Here is an 18,114-nt window from a genome sequence, read left to right as displayed (position 1 = left end):
CATCATCTCCTAGAAGCGTTCAAATTTCGCTTCATCGACGCCGGAAGCAACGCTGCGTACACCACGCCTGCTGATACTGCTGACCTGACGTGAGGGCCGGATTTCCTGGCTGTGCGCACGGTGATTTTCATTACTGATGCGGAAGAAGCCCACCAGTTCCTTGAGCTGCTCCGCCTGGCTGGTCATTTCTTCGGCCGTTGCCGCCAGCTCTTCACTGGACGATGCATTTTGCTGGGTGATCTGATTCATCTGATTCATCGCGGTATTGATTTGTCCGACACCCGCAGACTGTTCCTGCGAGGCGGCAGCAATTTCCTGCACCAGATCGGAAGTGCGGCCTATACCCGGCACGATTTCGTCGATCAGTTCTCCGGCGCGTTCTGCTGTTTTCACACTGCCACTGGCCAGATCACCAATTTCACGCGCAGCTATCTGGGAACGTTCGGCCAGCTTGCGTACTTCAGCAGCAACCACGGCAAAGCCTTTACCATGTTCACCGGCACGCGCAGCCTCAATCGCAGCATTCAATGCCAGCATATTGGTTTGATAGGCAATGTCATCAATGATACCGATTTTGGAGGCGATTTCATTCATCGCATGTACCGTGTGCTTGACAGCCTGTCCACCTTCGACGGCTTCATTTGCGGCCTTACCGGCAATACCATCAGTGACTTTGGCATTCTCGGCATTCTGATTAATCCCCGCAGCCATTTGCTCTATGCTGGCACTGGTTTCTTCCACACTCGCTGCCTGTTCGCTGGCAGCCTGAGACAGAGCTTGCGAAGTCGCACTGACCTGCTCTGAAGCATTCGATAAAGCGTCGGTGGCATTGATCACATCCGTCACGATTTGCGACAGTTTTTCTACCGTCTCATTGCTGGCGGACTTCAATGCACCAAAAGTGCCTTCGTAATCCTTGTCTATGGTCTGGGTCAGATCTCCTTTAGAAATCGCTGCCAGTACGCGCAAAACTTCGTTGAGGCCTTCGTCACTGGTCGTCATCAGTTTGTTGATGTCTACGCTAAGTTTGGCAAAGAATCCGGTTTTACCTTCTTCCACCGCTCTGGCTTTAAAGTTACCCGCCACTGCCTGCGTCACAATATGGCTGACTTCTTTCTCCACTGCGACCTCAGCGGTGCGGTCCGTCCATTCAACCACACTGCCCAGACGTTCACCTTTTTCACTCATCACAGGATTGGCAGACAATGCAAAAGTACGTCCACCGACTTGAATTTCAGCCCGGTGATTATTGTTAAAACTACTCAGCATGCTGGCCTGATGACTGGGGTTCTTATGGAACTGATCGATATTCGATCCCATCAGATGTGCCACATTAAAGTTTGGCAGCACTTTACGGATATCATTTTCCGCTGTACTCAGCATCTGCACCACGGATTTATTGAGATAAATGATATTACGATTGTTATCGGCGATCATCACATTGGTCGCGCAATTGTCCAGCGCGATTTTGATGCGCAAATTTTCTTTGGCGATGGCTTCGGTCTCTTCCATACGCATTTTGATGTTGCCAACCATCGCAGACAGGTTGGCAGCAATACTGGACACATCATTATCAGCGAGCGCCAGACTGGCACTGAAATCACCGGAAGAAACGCGGCTCGCATAATCCACCACTTCTGCCGGCTCCTGTCCAACCTGGCGGATTACCGTGCGTATCATGATCCAGGCTAAGACGACCACGATCAGAAACAAAGCAATACAGGCACTGAGCATCTTCAGACGCAAGGACTTTTGCTCATCCAGCCGCTGCTCTGTGCGCTTCAGCATTTCTTTGAGCAAGGTCTGTTCGAGTTCGTGCGTGCCATCGATCGCCGCTGACAGACTTTGCGAATAATTACGGATCTCGTAATCCAGTTTGCTGCTGTCTAAAATCTTATCGGAAATCAGTTGACCTGCCTCGCGGACTTTATTGGCCTGTTCCTGCATTCTGCTGGCGAATAACTCCCGGTACGAACTGCTGTTATCAAACAATCTGCTGAATACCTTGTCATTACGCTTTTGATTATCGGTAATCACTGCATACAACTCAGACAGATTTCTTCTCTCTTTATCGCTCAATGTATGATTGCTTAGCGCCTCAAACCCGATCGCTCTTGCCTTACGTAAGTCCTCTGTCATACGGATAATGCCATCGGTCGTCAGCGAAGCCAGATAGAAAGTGGCTGCATCCGGACTTAATAAGATGTCGCTGGCATCGGCCGTTTTATCGATGAAATCAAACAGTTTTTTGATCAACTGCAAATGGCGCGCACGGTTTTCATCGATTTTTAAACGATCCCTGTCATTCAGTATGCCCTGCCATTCCTGTTTCAAGGCTGTGACCTGAGGCTCCAGCTGCATTGCCGGGTAGTCTTTTACCAAATTCTGCAACTGGTCCAGGCTGGCACCTAATTCCTGTCCACTGACATCGCGCTGCGCTTTCATTTCTTCCTGGCCTGTAATCACCAGCGAATTTGCACCGGAATGGCGTTGCGTCAACTGTATAGTCTTAGCAATTCCAGGAAATATCAGAGCACCGATTTTTTCATTTTGTGCCGAAGCCACGTCACGGTTGATCACATTCAGATACAAGGACAATGGCAAGCCAAACAGAATGACGACAAACACACCAACCAGTGCGAACTTCTGCCACATTCTCAATGATTCTAAAAGCGATTTCATGAGTGCTTCCTTTCTGCGAGGAACAACAATGACAAACGTAAGAGAAATGATGAATCTTATTTACTGAAAACTGAAAACTAAAAACTAAAGCTGTACCTGCCTGGGCTGGCATGATCTTCGTTCACGCCAGCCGTGCTTTTACGATTTCTTTATTGAATCAATTTACTGGTCTGACAGCTGGCCTGAGTCAGCTGAATTTGTTGTTGCTGCTGTTGACGCGAATAGTACTCAGTCATGGCCGGAACACTGAGTATCAGCGCGACCTCGCCACTACCGAGTATGGTCGAGCCACCAATGCCGCGCACATGATTGAAAATTTTTCCCAGGGGTTTTATCACCGTCTGGAATTCACCCATCAAACGATCTACCACCAAACCTGTTTTTACTTCACCATAGCCCACCACCACCACATTCTGGCGACGCGGCAAGTCATCCTCGATGTCGAATATGCTGCGTAAGCGGATGAAGGGCAGCACTTCACCACGCAGGTCCATATAATCCTGCTGTTCACTTTGCTTAGGTAATTCCAGGCATTCGATCACATGATCCAGCGGCACCACGAAAGAAGATTTCCCTACACCGACCAGGAAACCATCGATGATCGCCAGTGTTAATGGCAGCCGGATACGGATAGTGGCACCGACACCCATTTCGCTGTCTATGTCTATCATGCCACGCAAAGAAGTCACATTACGCTTCACCACATCCATACCGACGCCACGCCCGGACAGATTCGATACCTGATCTGCGGTCGAAAAGCCCGGTTCAAAGATCAGCGCATAAATTTCTTTATCTGTGAGCGCGCTGTTGGCTGCGACTAAGCCGCGCTCTATCGCTTTTGCCAGTATCTTGTCTTTGTTGAGGCCACCGCCATCATCACTGACTTCAATCACGATGCTGCCAGACTCATGGTAGGCATTCAGCCGCAGCAGACCACGTGCCGGCTTGCCACGCGCCATACGCACGGTAGCCGACTCTATACCGTGATCCATAGAATTCCGGACCAGATGCATCAGCGGATCACCGATTTTTTCCACCACCGATTTATCAACCTCGGTATCACCACCGGTAATTTCCAACTGTATGTCCTTGCCCAGTTCCATACTCACATCGCGCACCACACGCTGGAAGCGGCTGAAGGTAGTACCGATAGGCACCATACGCAACTGCAATGCACTGTCACGTACTTCCTCGACCAGGCGCATCACTTCACCAGTCGATTCGAGCAAGGCCATATCATGATTTTTACTGGCCCGCAGATTCGCACCGGCACCTGCAATCACGAGTTCACCGACCAGATCAATCAGCTTATCCAGCCGCTCGGCATCGACGCGTATGCTCTGGCGTTCTCTCGCCTTTTGTTCTTTGACTTGCTGCTGCTTATTCAAGGCTGCATTCAGTACGGGCGCCTGCAGCATTTCCTGGTCAACCAGAATTTCACCTATCGGCACCTGCGATGCATTGCCGGTCTTCCCATCGCCCCGTTGCGCTTGCAATTGCAGACAGGTTGCCAGTTCATTCTTGGTCAGTACACCACTTTTAATCAGGATTTCACCGAGCAGTTCATGATCATCCGGCAAACCTTGTATGATGCTGATGTACTCATCCATTTTGCTATTCGGCGGTACGATGCGGATCACGCTGTCTTCACGTACAAACTCGAATACGTTTTCTATCGCTTCTTTCGATGCATTGCTTTTGAGTACCACCTCAAAGCCCAGATAGCAACTTTCTGCATCCATGCGCTGTATATCAGGCAAGCTATTGCTGAGCGTAAGGATATGTACCACATCCCCCAGCGTACTCAGATAGCGGATAAAAGACAGCGGGTCCATGCCATTACGCAGACAGTCGCTGCCAAAACGCAGCGACAGGTACCAGTTCCCTGCATCGACTACTGTTCCGCCTGAGGTCGTGGTATGCACCACCTCATCCTGACCGACGACAGCAGAACCTGGTCTGCCATTCCCGGCATGCCCATCCAAAAAAAATCCGAGTTGCACATGCAGAGCAGAACCTGCAGCTTCCAGCTCCGCACTTTGTCCAGCCTGCCCGGCTGCCACGCCATTAATCAGGGTGCCCAAATGATCGCGGCAAGGCAGCAGCACTGCGACCAGGCCGGAAGTCACATGAATTTCGCCGTCACGTACTTTGTCGAGTACGCTCTCCAGCACATGGGTGAAAGTAACGATATGCTCGAGGCCGAATAGGCCAGCGGAACCTTTAATGGTATGCGCAGCGCGAAAAATAGCATTAATGGCATCCGCTGAGTCTGGCGTATTTTCCAGTCCCAGTAGCAGATCTTCCATGTCTTGCAATAAATCACGACTTTCCACCACAAAGGTTTCTAAAGCCGCTTTCATTTCACTATCGAAACTCATTCTTTCCCCCGAATGATGGAATACGGAATGCTGCCTGCTTCAGATATTGCTGTACTTTATTGCGATGATGCGGTGATGCGGTGATGCAAAAATAATAGGAAACGCAGTTTTCTTAATTTGAACTACGCAAGGCAGATGCAAGGATTCAGGAATGTAAGACCACAGGATCACCGAAACTGGCGGTGGTATTGGATAATTCCATGATCTCGAGCACGGCCTGGCTATGCATCACATAGCGTAAATTTTTCCCGCTACGCTCAGCTTCTTTTTTCATGAGTATGAGTATCTGCAAACCTGCGGTATCCATTTCTGAGACACGTGACAGGTTCACTTCCAGCTGATTATCCTGCTCCAGAAACTCCTGCAATCTCTGCTTTTCAGTGGCGGCGGTGTAAATCGTCAATTCGCCCTGAATATCCAGATTTTTCATGGCCGCCTCACTGTTATGGAAGGATCAGTTTAGAAACAGCCGCCAGCATTTGCGCTGGCTGAAAAGGCTTGACGACCCAGGCTTTGGCACCGGCCGCTTGTCCCTGGAGTTTTTTACCTTCCTGCGATTCCGTGGTCAGCATGATCACCGGCGTGAATTTATAGGCCGCTAATTTTTTGACTTCCTGCACAAAGCTGATGCCATCCATATTGGGCATGTTGACGTCGGAAATTATCAGATGCACTTTTTGACCCGTCAGTTTTTTCAAGGCATCGACGCCATCGATACCTTCAATGACAGAATAGCCTGCACCACGCAAGGCCAGCCCGACAACCTGGCGAACAGAAGCAGAATCATCGACGACTAAAATCGTTTTGGACATAGCAACATCCTTTTATGACATAGACACAAATAGCGATTGGCAAGCATTGCAATAACTTGATTGCAAAGATGCCCGCTGAGAATCGTATTTCACTCGCCTGCTTTACAAGCCTAATGTAGTGCAGCCAATCTGGTTTTGAAGCGTTTATTCCAAAGAGCAACAGTTATCGCGACTAAAATTGATGCGTCACAAAATTCCCACAGATAACCTTGTAAACATATTTTACAAATTAAGAGCCAGATTGATATCGACTTTCTTAGCAAAAAGTTGTAACAACATCATAGCCACAATATATGCACCGAAGCAATTTCTTTTTAATATATTTGTTTCGATAAGAAAAACATTATTTTCCCACAGGAAATTAATAGCTGGTTTCCATCTGAAATTCCCTCTGAGTCCCGTTTATGTAGCGGGCAATGCCGTACCAGGAACACCAATACGCATGTTGCAAAAAAGTATGGAGACATGAAAAAAGCCAGTCTTGAAGACTGGCTTTTGGCTAAAAATCCGGCTTAAGCGACTTGCGCTTTCAAGTCAGGCGGCATGCTGAGTTTCGACTAATTGCAGGTTTTCACCGTCGATCAGGATGCGACGTGGCTTATAGGCTTCCGGGATCTCACGTATCAATTCTATGTGCAATAAGCCATTATCCAGACGGGCACCAACGACTTTCACATGATCCGCCAGGCGGAAACGGTGTTCAAAATCACGTGCCGCGATACCACGGTGCAGATAATTTTTCTGACTTTCGTCTTTGTGACGGCGGCCAACGACTTTCAGCGTATCGCGCTCACTTTCTATCTCCAGCTCTTCACGGCTGAAACCAGCTACCGCCATGGTGATCGCATATTTATCTTCGGCGATCAGTTCGATGTTGTAGGGAGGGTAGTTGCTGGCAGTCTCATTGCGTTGCGCGTCATCGAAGAGCTGAGCCAGGCGGTCAAAACCAATAGCAGAACGGTATAAAGGGGCGAAGTCAAAATTACGCATGGTGATATCCTTTTTAACAGAAGCGATGTATTCAATATTGAGAGTTTTCATCCCATCTCTGATGCAGATGAATCATACCTCTTTGAGCGTCTGATGCACTCAAGATAAGGCAGAGTTTTTTGATTTCAAGAGCAGTTTTCCGCCTACAATAGCGAAAATTTTTTTGACCTTGCTGCCAGTTTTTTGCTTGAAAAAGGCTGGCATCGTCACCACGCATTTTTTCGGAAGAGTCACAGTGGCCAAGTTATATTTTCGTTATTCGGCGATGAACGCCGGTAAATCCACCGCCTTATTACAAGTCGCACATAATTATGAAGAGCAGGGCCAGAGCGTTTTTCTGTACACCGCCGCGATCGATAACCGCTACGGCGTCGGCAAAGTGACTTCCAGGCTGGGACCGCAGCGCGAAGCCGCCGTTTTTGACAGCCAGTTTGATTTTTTTGAGCAGGCGCCCCAGGTGAATTGCGTGCTGGTGGATGAGGCGCAATTCCTCACACCTAAACAGGTAAGACAACTGCATCAGCTCGCGCATCTGCGCGGCGTGCCGGTCATCTGCTATGGATTACGCAGCGATTTTCTGGGCGAACCATTTGCCGGTGCCAGTTATCTGCTCACCCTCGCTGATACCATAGAAGAGTTAAAAAACATCTGTACCTGCGGTAAAAAAGCGACCATGAATATCCGTGTCGATGAACAGGGCAAGCGACTCAAAGCAGGTGAACAGATCTCCATCGGTGGCAATGAGCGTTACCACCATGTGTGTGGCCGTTGCTTTTATCAGTAAGTGCGCTCCCCAATTCCCGCAACACAAACTTACAGTCCTACCCTGACATAGCACTGCATCCCCGCCTGAGCCGGGATGCAGGCAGCATGAAAGCTATATTTTACTAACTTCCAAGTACCACCAGACTGCCCACTGGCATAGCTGCAGTACCTGCATCAGCATGCCGGTTAGCCTGAGCATGCTGCAAATTGAGAAAAAAATCCAACAAATTGACCATCGGTCACTTATCCATAGGATTTTCAAAATTGCTTGTATTTATTAATCTATTGAGTAAGGAAGCGCTTACATAGAGTATTTCCACCAAGCATCGTGTCATCAGGAGGAAACATAGTTTCTCTAATCTACAAGGCTTTAGTCTATTGTTATCAACTGGAATTTTTTTCACCATTTCCGCCTATGGAATTGGGGGAGTTCATACCAAAAAATTCCAATAACAATAATCAGGAGATCAATGTGGATAGAAGACAGTTTTTGAAGTACAGCGGGTTTTTTTCCGTGACGGTGGCAACAACAGGTTTAGCAGCCTGCGGTGGTTCCAGCTCGACCGCAACAAGTAATTCTGAATTGCCCGCAGCCAGCGGCAGCGCCTGGAAATTCCCGCAAAGTATCGCTTCCGGCGACCCGCGTCCGGACAGCGCCGTGTTGTGGACCCGCGTAGTACCAGCCTCGCTGGACGTCGCTGCAGCAGCGCCTGCCGGCAATGATGTCTCTATCCGCCTGATCGTTACTGCAGCAGACAATAGTGCTGCACTCGGCAGCAACACTGCATTAACCGGTACGACCATTGTTGATACCCGCCTGCCCGTGCTGGCCAGCTTCGACAATACGATACGCAATAAAGTCACCGGCTTACAAGCGGGTCAGACTTACTTCTATCAATTCATCGCCGGTGATGTGCGTTCGAATGTAGGACGCTTTAAAACGGCTCCAGCCGCTGGCAGCGATGTCGCGAAACTGCAGTTCGCTTACCTGACTTGCCAGGACTGGAGTGTCAATCACTGGGGTGCGATGGATTACATCGCCAAAAACGAAAGTCTCGATTTCATCATCCATCTGGGTGATTACATTTACGAAACCGTCGGTGCTTCTTTCCAGGTCGGCAATGTAGAAGCGCGCCACACGGCGCTGCAATTACCGGATGGCACAGTATTGAACGACGCGTCCGGCACACCGACCAAGGCCAAATATGCGACTACGCTGGCCGACTATCGTTATCTGTACAAAATGTATCGCAGCGACCCGCGTCAGCAAGCGCTGCATGAACGCTTCGCCTATATCGCGATCTGGGATGACCATGAATTTTCCGACGATGCCTGGCAAGATGCGATTACTTACGACAATAACAGCCTCGACAAACTGGGTGACAACCAGCATTTACCGCAGCGCCGCCGCTCTGCGAATCAGGCATGGTTTGAATTCATGCCTGCTGATGTGAATCTGGATACCGCAGACAATGGCTTCCAGAACATCAAGATTTATCGCGATTTCCAGTTCGGTAAACTGATGCAACTGGTGATGACTGATGAGCGCCTGTATCGCACCGATCACGTAGTACCGGAAAGTCTGTTTAATCCAGCGACTGGCAAGCCTCTCAATAGCAGCATAGGTTCACGCTATGTGGTGCCACAAGACGTATTCAATGCGCTGGAAGCTCAGAAAGTCACCACCGCAACTGCGATGACCACCGATCCGCTGGCTTACACCTCCATGCTGGGAAAAACCCAGCGCGACTGGTGGAAAGACAAAATGGCTTCTTCGTCCGCAACCTGGAAAGTATGGGGCAATGAAGTATCACTGATGCGCATGGGCTTGAATGGTACGGATGCGATTGCGACGCTGATCGCGTTGAGCTCGGTTTCTACGCTGGCGACCAACATCGGTACCGCGCTCAGCAATCCTGCTCTGCAAGGCAATGTCTTAGTCGCATCCGCGCTGGTGGCAGCGGCTACTGCAGGTGCGGCACAGGCAACAGCTGCGGCTGCAGCAGTAGCAATTGCAACCGCAGATGCCAGCAGCGCATCCTTACCAGCAGCAGCGGTGGCCGCAGGCCTGACGACTGCACAGGCTGGCATCGCCGTTGCCGCCTATGGCGCAGCCAAAGCAGCAGCGCCAGCAGGTACCAATACCCAGGTCGGTGCTGCCGCACAGACCATTGCGTTTGGCTACATCAAACCGGATGTACAGGCGAATAAAGAAAAATCTACGTTTGTGATTGCGTCTGGCCAGCAAGCTGCACTGTCTGCCTTCTTCACCAAATTCCTGCTCAACTGCGATCAGTGGGATGGTTACAATGCAGAACGTAAGGCCCTGATGCAGCATTTGCTGGATAAGAAAGTCAGCAATGTGGTGTCGGTCACTGGCGATATCCATGGCTTCTTTGCCGGTACCGTCAATCATGACTTCGACGCAGCCGGTGGCGGCACGCCAGCGATGGTGGATCTGGTCAGCGCGGGTATCAGCTCCGACTCCTTCTTCAAATACATGATGGACGGCGCGGGTTCGACCGGACTGGCAACGATCATTTTCTATCCTTTGTCTATTCCGGTTCCGAATATAGGCACCATCACCGTCAATGCCAATATGCTCGACTACACCATGGGTAAAGCGGCACCTACCCTGGATGGCTTGCTGGAACAAATCCGCGTTCCGCTGACCGGTGCACTGGCAGCCAAAGGCGTGCCTGAAGGCGCCGTTCTGACTGGCACAGTACAGGCCGTGCTGGCCGGACTGAAAGCCGACAGCAGCTTCAATACCAACCTGTTAGGACTGGCACAGCAACTGGCTGCACTGGCGAATAACCAGTGGATGAAATACATCAATGCCGATGCACAGGGTTATACCGTCGTGACAGTCACACCGGGCAATCTGGTAGCGCAGTTCAAGCAAGTGAACAAGCTGGTTAACACCGGCAGCATGACGGCGCCGACCAATGTGATTGCGCGTGTAACCACGGCCACAGTCAACACTGGCACAGCCGCAGTAGCGATTAGCTAATCAGGCTGTCAACCGTAGCTCAGCCTATCCCCAGGCTGAGCCCGGATTGAATAACTCCCGGTATTTACTCTTGCCTCCGTCAATGACGGAGGCTTTTTTTGGGCTGCACTGTGGGTTTATGTCAAAATGCTGAGCCTAGGGCCAGTTAACATTTAAATTACGCAATTTAAATGTTAACTGGCCCAAACCTCATGGACTTATCATGCCTGCACCCCGCAAACCCAGCCCTCCAGCCAAACACGCAGCCAAGAGCGACAAGAGAGCCAGCGCTCAGCTACATCCACGCAACCGCCATCAGGGACGTTACGACCTGAGCGCTTTGTGCGCAAGCGAGCCTGGACTCAAGGAATTTCTGGTGCAGACTGCGCATGGTCTCAGCGTTGATTTTGCCAATCCGGCTGCGGTGTTCATGCTAAACCGCGCCATCCTGCAAGCAGACTACGGCGTACAGAACTGGTCGGTATTAGAAGGACAGCTCTGTCCCGCAATACCGGGACGCGCCGATTATCTGCATCATCTGGCGGATTTACTGAGTGATAGCCATGGTGGACGGCTGCCAGCTGCGAACGGCATACAGGTGTTGGACATCGGTACCGGCTCCAGTCTGATTTATCCTTTGCTAGGCAGCGCAGACTATGGCTGGCAGTTTGTCGCAACCGATATCAATCCGGCGTCGCTGGCTCATGCCAGCGTTTTGCTAAGTCAGAATCCTAGCCATGCCAGCCGTATCGCTTTGCGGCAGCAGCCTGACCCTGGCGCTATTTTCAAGAATATCCTGCAGCAAGGGGAATGGTTTGATGTGACGCTGTGCAATCCACCATTTCATCGTTCGCCACAAGAAGCCGCGGCTGGCTCAGAGCGTAAATGGCGGCAATTAGGCAAGGCCAGCGCGGCTCCAAAAAAGCAGGCAGCACAATCAGCCGTACTCAATTTTGGTGGTAAGGATGCAGAACTCTGGTGCCCAGGCGGTGAGCTTGCCTTCATCCTGCAAATGATGGATGAAAGCGCACTCTTCCCTGCCCATTGCTATTGGTATTCCAGCCTGGTGGCCAAGGCTGAACATCTGCCTGCACTCAAAGCACGACTCAAACAACTCAAGGTTCAGGACTGGCGCGAAATCGCTATGGGTCAGGGCAATAAGCAAAGCCGCCTGCTGGCCTGGACTTTCCTGACCCCGGCACAGCAAAGCAGCTGGAAAAAACTGCGCTGGAATCAGCGTTAATGTTTTGGCGCTGATTTAGCGCTGAGTGCGCTTCCATTCCGGATGCTGTTGGCGCAATTCCTGCTCCAGCGCAGCCAGCCTGCGTGCTTTTTCTTCCATCTTAGCGATCGCTACCGGATCGATTCCGCTTTGCCGTCCACGCTCTATGTCGCTCAACAGGCGCGGCACTTCCTGTTGCGCCGCATCGGCAAACGAGGCCAGTAATTGCTGATGCTGATTCGCCTCATAACGCTGATACGCCTGGGGATCGGCCAATTCTTCGCGCGTAGGCTGTAGCGGACGCTGGGTATTGCGTTCTATCGGCGGGCTGCGCGGGTCGCCATAGCGGGTCGCAGCCAGGCTCTGCGCCGCTGGCATGGCAGGACCGGTATCGAGTAAAGGCACGCGCTTGGGTTCTGGAAATGGCGGTGGCCAGCTTGCGGTTTTCGTGCTGTGCTGCTGGCTTAGTTGTGTCCCTGACTGACTGCTTACCGCAGTCAGATTGTGATCTGCTGCTTGTGGCGCGCTGCCGTCATCAAACAACAGGCGCGCAAGTAGCAGCAAACCCAATGCCAGTAACACGACCCAGAGCCAGGCGCGGCGCATCATGTCGAACTCCCGGCCATCAGGTATTCGACCTTTGCTGCCTGCCTCGCGCTGCACTGTAACTCACGTATCTGCTGCACGGCTTTTTCCTGTGCGATAGCGCGGCTGGCCAGATAGCGTACAGATTCAGAATCCGCAGGCTGGTAGCCGTCCTGACGCTGGCTGACCAGAATCACTTCCCAATAAGCAGGCTCATGCGGACCGACTGCAGCCCGGAACGGCGGCGACACCTGCCCCGGTTCCTGCATCATTGCGAGTTCCTGCAACCAGCTGAGTTTGCCCTGATGCCGGATTTCACCCAGATCACCGCCGCTGGCCGCGTCTGGTGCAATCGACCACTGGCGCGCTAATGCGGCGAAATCCTGACCACGCCGCGCCTCTTGCACTATCCGTTCTGCGGTAGCCTGATCTGCTACCCGGATGTGTCTGGCGCGTATCGCAGCGATGCGTTTGAATTCTTCTTTATGCTGACGGTAATAGCTCTGAATCTCAGCCGCTTTAACTTGTTTGGCCAAGCTATTCAGTACCGGACTTTCAGCGTCGATATCAGCGCCTATGCCATGCAATGCCAGCAAAGCGCGCACCTGGTTTTGCTCTTGCAAAGCCTGCCGCAAATCCGCCACGGCAGCACTGCCAAAACGCTGCTCCGCCCAGTCCTGCACATAACGCTGGCTCAAATACAGCATGGCTTGCTGGCGCACAAAAGCCTGATTACGCGCAAACAGTTCGACCCGTCCCTGTACATTCTGGCGTTGATACACATCGGCCAGCGTGATCACACCGCCTGGCGCCAGACTTGAACGCAGCACGATGATTTGCTGCGCTGTTTTCAACTGTGCTTCATTCCAGCGATATTCCACAATCAGCTTATCGTCAGCACCCAGCAGTTTTTTCCAATCCTGTTCGGTGACCGGATACTCCGCGCTCACTTTGCCCTGCAAACTGGCACCGGGCAACGCTTTCAATCCCGCCTCCAAAGGCTGCAGATAAGCTGAACGCAAAGCGGCCGCGAGCTGATCATCAGCCGCAACCGCAGGATCAAAACCCACCCTTTTCGCGCCAGCCTGTAAATCCAGTCCTGCAAAACGTTTGTGCGCAGCACGCACCAGACTGCGGTTACTGATGATTTCTTCCAGTACCGCTGCTTTCGTCGCGCCAGCATCCTGCTGCTGCGCCATTTGCAGCATCACATCCACAGTCAGCTGATGCACAGCTTGCCCATCTACTTTTGCCAATACCGAGGCACTGGCAACTGAGGCCAGTCCGAATGCAGTCAGCAGCCCGACTGCTGCGCACAACAAGCGGTGCAGGCACCGCTTGTTGGCACGCGCTATGCGTGAATTCCACATCTTAGTTCGCCAGACGTTCTGCCGCACGGTTAAGCACATGTACCATCATCGCGATCGCGTGAGGCACCACTTTTTTAGCGACTTGTACCCGGTCATTCTGATCGGTCGATGACAATACGATGCCACCATTCTGATACGAGTAAGTGCCGCCCTGCGTTAACAAAGGACGGATATCCGTCGCTGTTGCGCTCAGTGGAGTGAAGTCGGCCAGTGCAGCGTTGACCAATGCGCTGTCATTCAGATTCTGGCTGTAGTAATAGTCATTGACCCATTGCTCCCAGCCCGAGTGATTACGGGCTGAAGTGGTCCAGGTGTGATGCGGTTGCAGCAAGTCAGTCGAGTGCATTACAAAACCCAGGCTTTGCAAGCTGGGCTTAGTCAGGAATTGCTGGAACCAGTACTGCGCCAGATTATCGATAGGCTGAAACGGTGCAGTTTCAAAATCGGCATATTGCTGCGGTGTGGAGTAGCCACCGTGGCGGTAGCGTGCTTCCGTGATGCCGTAGCTATTGTATTTGCTGCTGTCGCCAAACCAGCCCTTGAGGCCGCCAGGACCGTCATCCAGATAATCGCCAACCAGCCAGGTCGCCGCCAGCTTATCGATATCACCCGCCACGGTCAGCTTGGCATAGTTATAGCCACCAAACGGATTACCATGCACATCGGCGCCTGCAGTATGGTTTTGAAAATGCCAGTAAGACGTGTATTTCACGATGCTTTGTGCAGCACCCCAGACCGGTGCCAGTACACAGCTGCCAGTGGTGGCGCCACACAGATAAGTATCCGCAAAATCATCCACATCATAGGCACCCTGGCCCATGGCGGTGGCAAACTGATCCAGCGTAATACCTGCTTTGTTCAATCCGGCCTGCAATTTGGCAAAATTGGTTTTGCCCGGATTGTTTTTCATGAAGTTGACGGCATCAATGGCGATGCGTCTATGGGTTTCCTGCTGAAATGCTGAAGCTGGCAAACTGGCGCACAGAGCGAGCGTGAGCGCTGTCACTTTGAAGACTGATTTCATTGTTTTTCCTTGGTTTCAAAACAAAAAACACAATCAAAAGAACGGACGCAATCCAATTCTCACAAAGTACGGCAGCAGAACCCCTGGCAACATCGCACCAGGATGATCAGGCATACGCCATCACATCATGCAAACGGCCTTACGTCTGTCCTCAAACTATGCTGACAACGGGATCGCCGCATCAGCATCATGGGTAAGACAGAGACGCTATTGAACTGCGCTTCAGCTTCTGCCTCAATCCGAATCACTAGGCAGTCACATCTAAGTTTTTTCATACGCCTGACATAGTTTTCAGGCAGATTAGGCTGCAGCAGAATTTTTGCAGTGCAGGTAAAATCTGCGCAAATTCGCTTGATGGAAATCAAGTCAGCAGAAAAAAAATTTCTGGTATGGGATGCGTTTTCAGCTTAGTTGCCAGCATTTCTTTCATCCAGGCAAAGAAATTAAATTAGAGAAAACAGTCTAACTCTAGACAATTACATGTCTTCATCGCTTAGCTGTTCACAACATCGGAGATGATAATTTTTATGCAAGTTTTTTCACATCGATTTCACTCACAATTTGCACAAAAATTCAGCAGTTCGCTGCACTAAATTATTCACAATCACGTCGTAGGCTGGCATACAATCTGGGGCGCCGCCGCTCTGGCAGGCGGCTTCACCGGATGCGCGACCCCGTAACCAGGTGCGACTTTTGAGCTCAATGTGTCAAGGATAGCAATGAAACGAGTAGATGATTTCCGCCTGAAGCTAGGCAAAGATGAACTGGTTCCTATCATGATTGGTGGGATGGGCGTGGATATTTCCACCGCTGAACTGGCATTGGTCGCCGCACGCCTGGGTGGCATCGGGCATATTTCTGACGCCATGGTGCATGATGTGTCTGACCGTCGTTTTGACACCAGCTATATCAAAGAAAAAACCCGCTTCTATAAGTACAACATCAATAACTCCGACAAAACGGACATCAAGTTCAACCTCGAGCATCTGGCCGAAGCGACCCGTCTGCACGTAGGGAAAACCATGGAAGCCAAACAAGGCTCAGGCATGATATTCGTGAACTGCATGGAAAAGCTGACCATGAACGGCCCGCGTGAAACCCTGAAGGTCAGGCTGGAAGCCGCACTGGATGGGGGTATCGATGGCATCACCCTGAGTGCAGGTCTGCATCTGAGCTCCTTCGGTCTGATGGCTGATCATCCGCGCTTCCGTGAGGCCAAACTGGGCATCATCGTCTCGTCCTTGCGCGCGCTGCAGTTATTCCTGCGTAAAAATGCCAGACTGAACCGTCTGCCGGATTATGTGATCGTCGAAGGCCCGCTGGCTGGTGGCCATCTGGGCTTCGGTGACGACTGGGCAGAATTTGATCTGCAAACCATCATCACTGAAATTCATCAATGGCTGCAGGCTGAGCAGCTCGATATTCCACTGATCGCCGCTGGCGGTATTTTCACCGGCAGCGATGCCGTCGCTTTCCTGGAAAACGGTGCAGCTGGCGTGCAGGTTGCAACCCGCTTTACCGTGACCAATGAATGCGGTTTGCCCGCCGATGTGAAACAGGAATATTTCAAAGCCAGCGAACAGGATATCGAAGTCAATCATATTTCCCCGACTGGCTATCCTATGCGTATGCTGAAAAATACGCCGGCCATCGGTGACGGCGTGCGTCCGGGTTGTGAATCTTATGGCTATCTGCTCGATGGCAACGGCAATTGCGCCTACATTACCTCGTACAACCGCGAAGTTGCTGCCCATCCGGATGCGAAAAAAGTAGTGGTGATGGACAAAACCTGTCTGTGTACCCACATGCGTAACTTCAAATGCTGGACTTGCGGCCAAACCACGTATCGTCTGAAAGACACCACCCGTAAAAACCCGGATGGCAGCTATCAGTTACTGAGTGCTGAGCATGTATTCCGCGATTACCAATTCAGTACCGATAACCAGATCGCTTTACCTGCCTGATGTAAGTACGCAGTACTAAAGTTAAAAAAAACGCCGCTGAGATTTAGTTTCAGCGGCGTTTTTTCATGCTTAATTTAATGCTTAATTTTATGCTTAATCCGGCTCATCCAGATACCAGTAACCCTGATTCACCCATTGCAGCAAGGTAGTCAGGAACTGCGTCTGCTGTAGGGCCGAACCCAGATTCGCGAGTCCGATCACATCGTGATTACACAGTGTGCGTACCGCCTCGCTGAGGGCTGCGCCGAAAGTATGACGCTCACCATCGACGTAGCAAATGCCCTCGCTGATCTGTGGCTCCAGATAAAAGCACCGCAGACCACCGGTACGGCGCAGTTGCTGCTCCTCTAGGGCGGCCAGCAATTCATCCGCTTCCAGTGGCGGCTCCATCGCTTGCAAATCCAGTTCGCTGCGGGTGGTAGACAACAGGCTGCCAATTACATCCGCCATCAGCGCGTCATCATTGAGCACACTTTGCATCTGCGCCCGTATCATGGCGAAATCGCTGCGATTGATGTAACCCTGCTGCTGATGCGCCTCGCGCCGTGGATCGCTGATCAGATCCTTGCCGAGTTCGTGGTCGATCAGGTAATCCGCCAGGCCACTCAGCATGTCGCTGGCCGAGCGGCTGCGAAAGCCAACCGAAAAACTCATGGAACTGTCCAGACTCAGGCCTTCATGCGGGAAACCGGGCGGGATATACAGAACATCACCCGCCTCGACCACAGCATCGATAATGGGCGCGAAGGGATCGGTATGAAGCAGCGCAGGATGGGCTGCGAACTGGCGATGCGCGCCACGATCACCGACACGCCAGTGGCGCTTACCTGAGCCCTGGCAAATAAACACATCATATAAATCGATATGCGGCCCGACTCCGCCGCCGGGTGCGGCGAAACTGATCATCACATCATCGAGTCGCCACTTAGGAATAAAAGCGAAAGCCTGCACCAGCTCAGCCACGTCCGGCGACCAGTGATCGACCGCCTGCACCACCAGTGTCCAGTCGCGCTCGCCCAAGTGGCTGTAATCCTGAAACGGGCCACGCTCGGCCTGCCACTCGCCGTTACGGCGACTGATCAGACGCGAGTCTATTTGCGGCTCACAGGCCAGCCCGGCCAGTTCATCCGGACTGATCAGATCACGAAAAGCCGGGAAACCCTGGCGTATCAGCACTGGCTTTTGCTGCCAGTATTCCGCCAGAAAACGGTCCAGAGAAAATTCACTTAGCTGTAAGGTCAACATGATGGCGCCGCCGTAGAAAAACAGGAAGAAACCGCGGTTGTAACATGCCTGCTTTTTTCGCTATAGCGACCAGATCAAACTT

The 18,114-nt window shown here is 51.7% G+C and carries 13 protein-coding genes; 4 read left to right on the top strand and 9 right to left on the bottom strand.

Features of this window, described 5'->3' with window-relative positions:
* Window positions 1-9 precede the first annotated feature (9 nt).
* The 5 genes from H8K43_RS18905 to H8K43_RS03645 all read right to left on the bottom strand — a co-directional run bounded on the left by H8K43_RS18905 (window position 10) and on the right by H8K43_RS03645 (window position 6,865).
* The gene (locus H8K43_RS18905; protein WP_230403647.1) at window positions 10-2,682 is read right to left on the bottom strand and encodes a methyl-accepting chemotaxis protein; all 2,673 of its coding nucleotides are present in this window, start codon (window positions 2,680-2,682) and stop codon (window positions 10-12) included.
* A gap of 149 nt (window positions 2,683-2,831) precedes the next feature.
* The gene (locus H8K43_RS03660; RefSeq protein ID WP_186902620.1) at window positions 2,832-5,063 is read right to left on the bottom strand and encodes a chemotaxis protein CheA; all 2,232 of its coding nucleotides are present in this window, start codon (window positions 5,061-5,063) and stop codon (window positions 2,832-2,834) included.
* 145 nt (window positions 5,064-5,208) lie between these two features.
* On the bottom strand, window positions 5,209-5,493 hold the full coding sequence (locus H8K43_RS03655) for an STAS domain-containing protein (protein ID WP_186902619.1): 285 nt from the start codon (window positions 5,491-5,493) through the stop codon (window positions 5,209-5,211).
* A 13-nt stretch (window positions 5,494-5,506) separates the two neighbouring features.
* Window positions 5,507-5,875, bottom strand: coding sequence for a response regulator (locus H8K43_RS03650; protein ID WP_162019852.1), 369 nt, complete (start codon window positions 5,873-5,875; stop codon window positions 5,507-5,509).
* Between the two features lie 534 nt (window positions 5,876-6,409).
* Window positions 6,410-6,865: an Hsp20 family protein gene (locus H8K43_RS03645; RefSeq protein ID WP_162019918.1), complete on the bottom strand. Its 456-nt coding sequence runs from the start codon at window positions 6,863-6,865 to the stop codon at window positions 6,410-6,412.
* 235 nt (window positions 6,866-7,100) lie between these two features.
* On the opposite strand from H8K43_RS03645, the gene H8K43_RS03640 reads away from it, so the two are divergent.
* From H8K43_RS03640 to rlmF, 3 genes are all read left to right on the top strand, one after another.
* A complete protein-coding gene (locus tag H8K43_RS03640) occupies window positions 7,101-7,649 on the top strand; it encodes a thymidine kinase (protein WP_186902618.1) in 549 nt (182 codons plus the stop codon).
* Window positions 7,650-8,102: 453 nt separating this feature from the next.
* On the top strand, window positions 8,103-10,643 hold the full coding sequence (locus tag H8K43_RS03635) for an alkaline phosphatase D family protein (RefSeq protein WP_329604474.1): 2,541 nt from the start codon (window positions 8,103-8,105) through the stop codon (window positions 10,641-10,643).
* Between the two features lie 202 nt (window positions 10,644-10,845).
* Window positions 10,846-11,865 (top strand): 23S rRNA (adenine(1618)-N(6))-methyltransferase RlmF, encoded by a 1,020-nt coding sequence (rlmF, locus tag H8K43_RS03630; RefSeq protein WP_186902616.1) that lies wholly within the window; start codon window positions 10,846-10,848, stop codon window positions 11,863-11,865.
* A gap of 15 nt (window positions 11,866-11,880) precedes the next feature.
* On the opposite strand, the gene H8K43_RS03625 is transcribed toward rlmF, so the two are convergent.
* From H8K43_RS03625 to H8K43_RS03615, 3 genes are read right to left on the bottom strand one after another with little or no spacing between them, the layout of a single operon-like run.
* The gene (locus tag H8K43_RS03625; protein ID WP_186902615.1) at window positions 11,881-12,453 is read right to left on the bottom strand and encodes a hypothetical protein; all 573 of its coding nucleotides are present in this window, start codon (window positions 12,451-12,453) and stop codon (window positions 11,881-11,883) included.
* Entirely contained in the window at window positions 12,450-13,799 is a 1,350-nt protein-coding gene (locus H8K43_RS03620) for a peptidylprolyl isomerase (RefSeq protein WP_186902614.1), read from the bottom strand. The genes H8K43_RS03625 and H8K43_RS03620 overlap by 4 nt, the downstream gene beginning before the upstream one ends.
* Window position 13,800: 1 nt before the next feature.
* On the bottom strand, window positions 13,801-14,823 hold the full coding sequence (locus H8K43_RS03615; protein ID WP_162019846.1) for a phospholipase C/P1 nuclease family protein: 1,023 nt from the start codon (window positions 14,821-14,823) through the stop codon (window positions 13,801-13,803).
* A 719-nt stretch (window positions 14,824-15,542) separates the two neighbouring features.
* On the opposite strand from H8K43_RS03615, the gene H8K43_RS03610 reads away from it, so the two are divergent.
* A complete protein-coding gene (locus H8K43_RS03610) occupies window positions 15,543-16,787 on the top strand; it encodes a nitronate monooxygenase (protein WP_186902613.1) in 1,245 nt (414 codons plus the stop codon).
* Window positions 16,788-16,880: 93 nt separating this feature from the next.
* Here the strand turns inward: H8K43_RS03610 and H8K43_RS03605 are convergent, their stop codons facing one another.
* Complete coding sequence (locus H8K43_RS03605; RefSeq protein WP_186902612.1) at window positions 16,881-18,032, bottom strand: ribosomal protein uL16 3-hydroxylase; 1,152 nt, start codon at window positions 18,030-18,032, stop codon at window positions 16,881-16,883.
* Window positions 18,033-18,114 lie beyond the last annotated feature (82 nt).

The sequence above is a fragment of the Cognatundibacterium curvum genome (assembly GCF_014284235.1).
GTDB classification, from domain to species: domain Bacteria; phylum Pseudomonadota; class Gammaproteobacteria; order Burkholderiales; family Burkholderiaceae_D; genus Undibacterium; species Undibacterium curvum.
The sequence above is the reverse complement of the archived record's forward strand: the minus strand, read 5'-3'. Positions and strand labels throughout refer to the sequence as shown.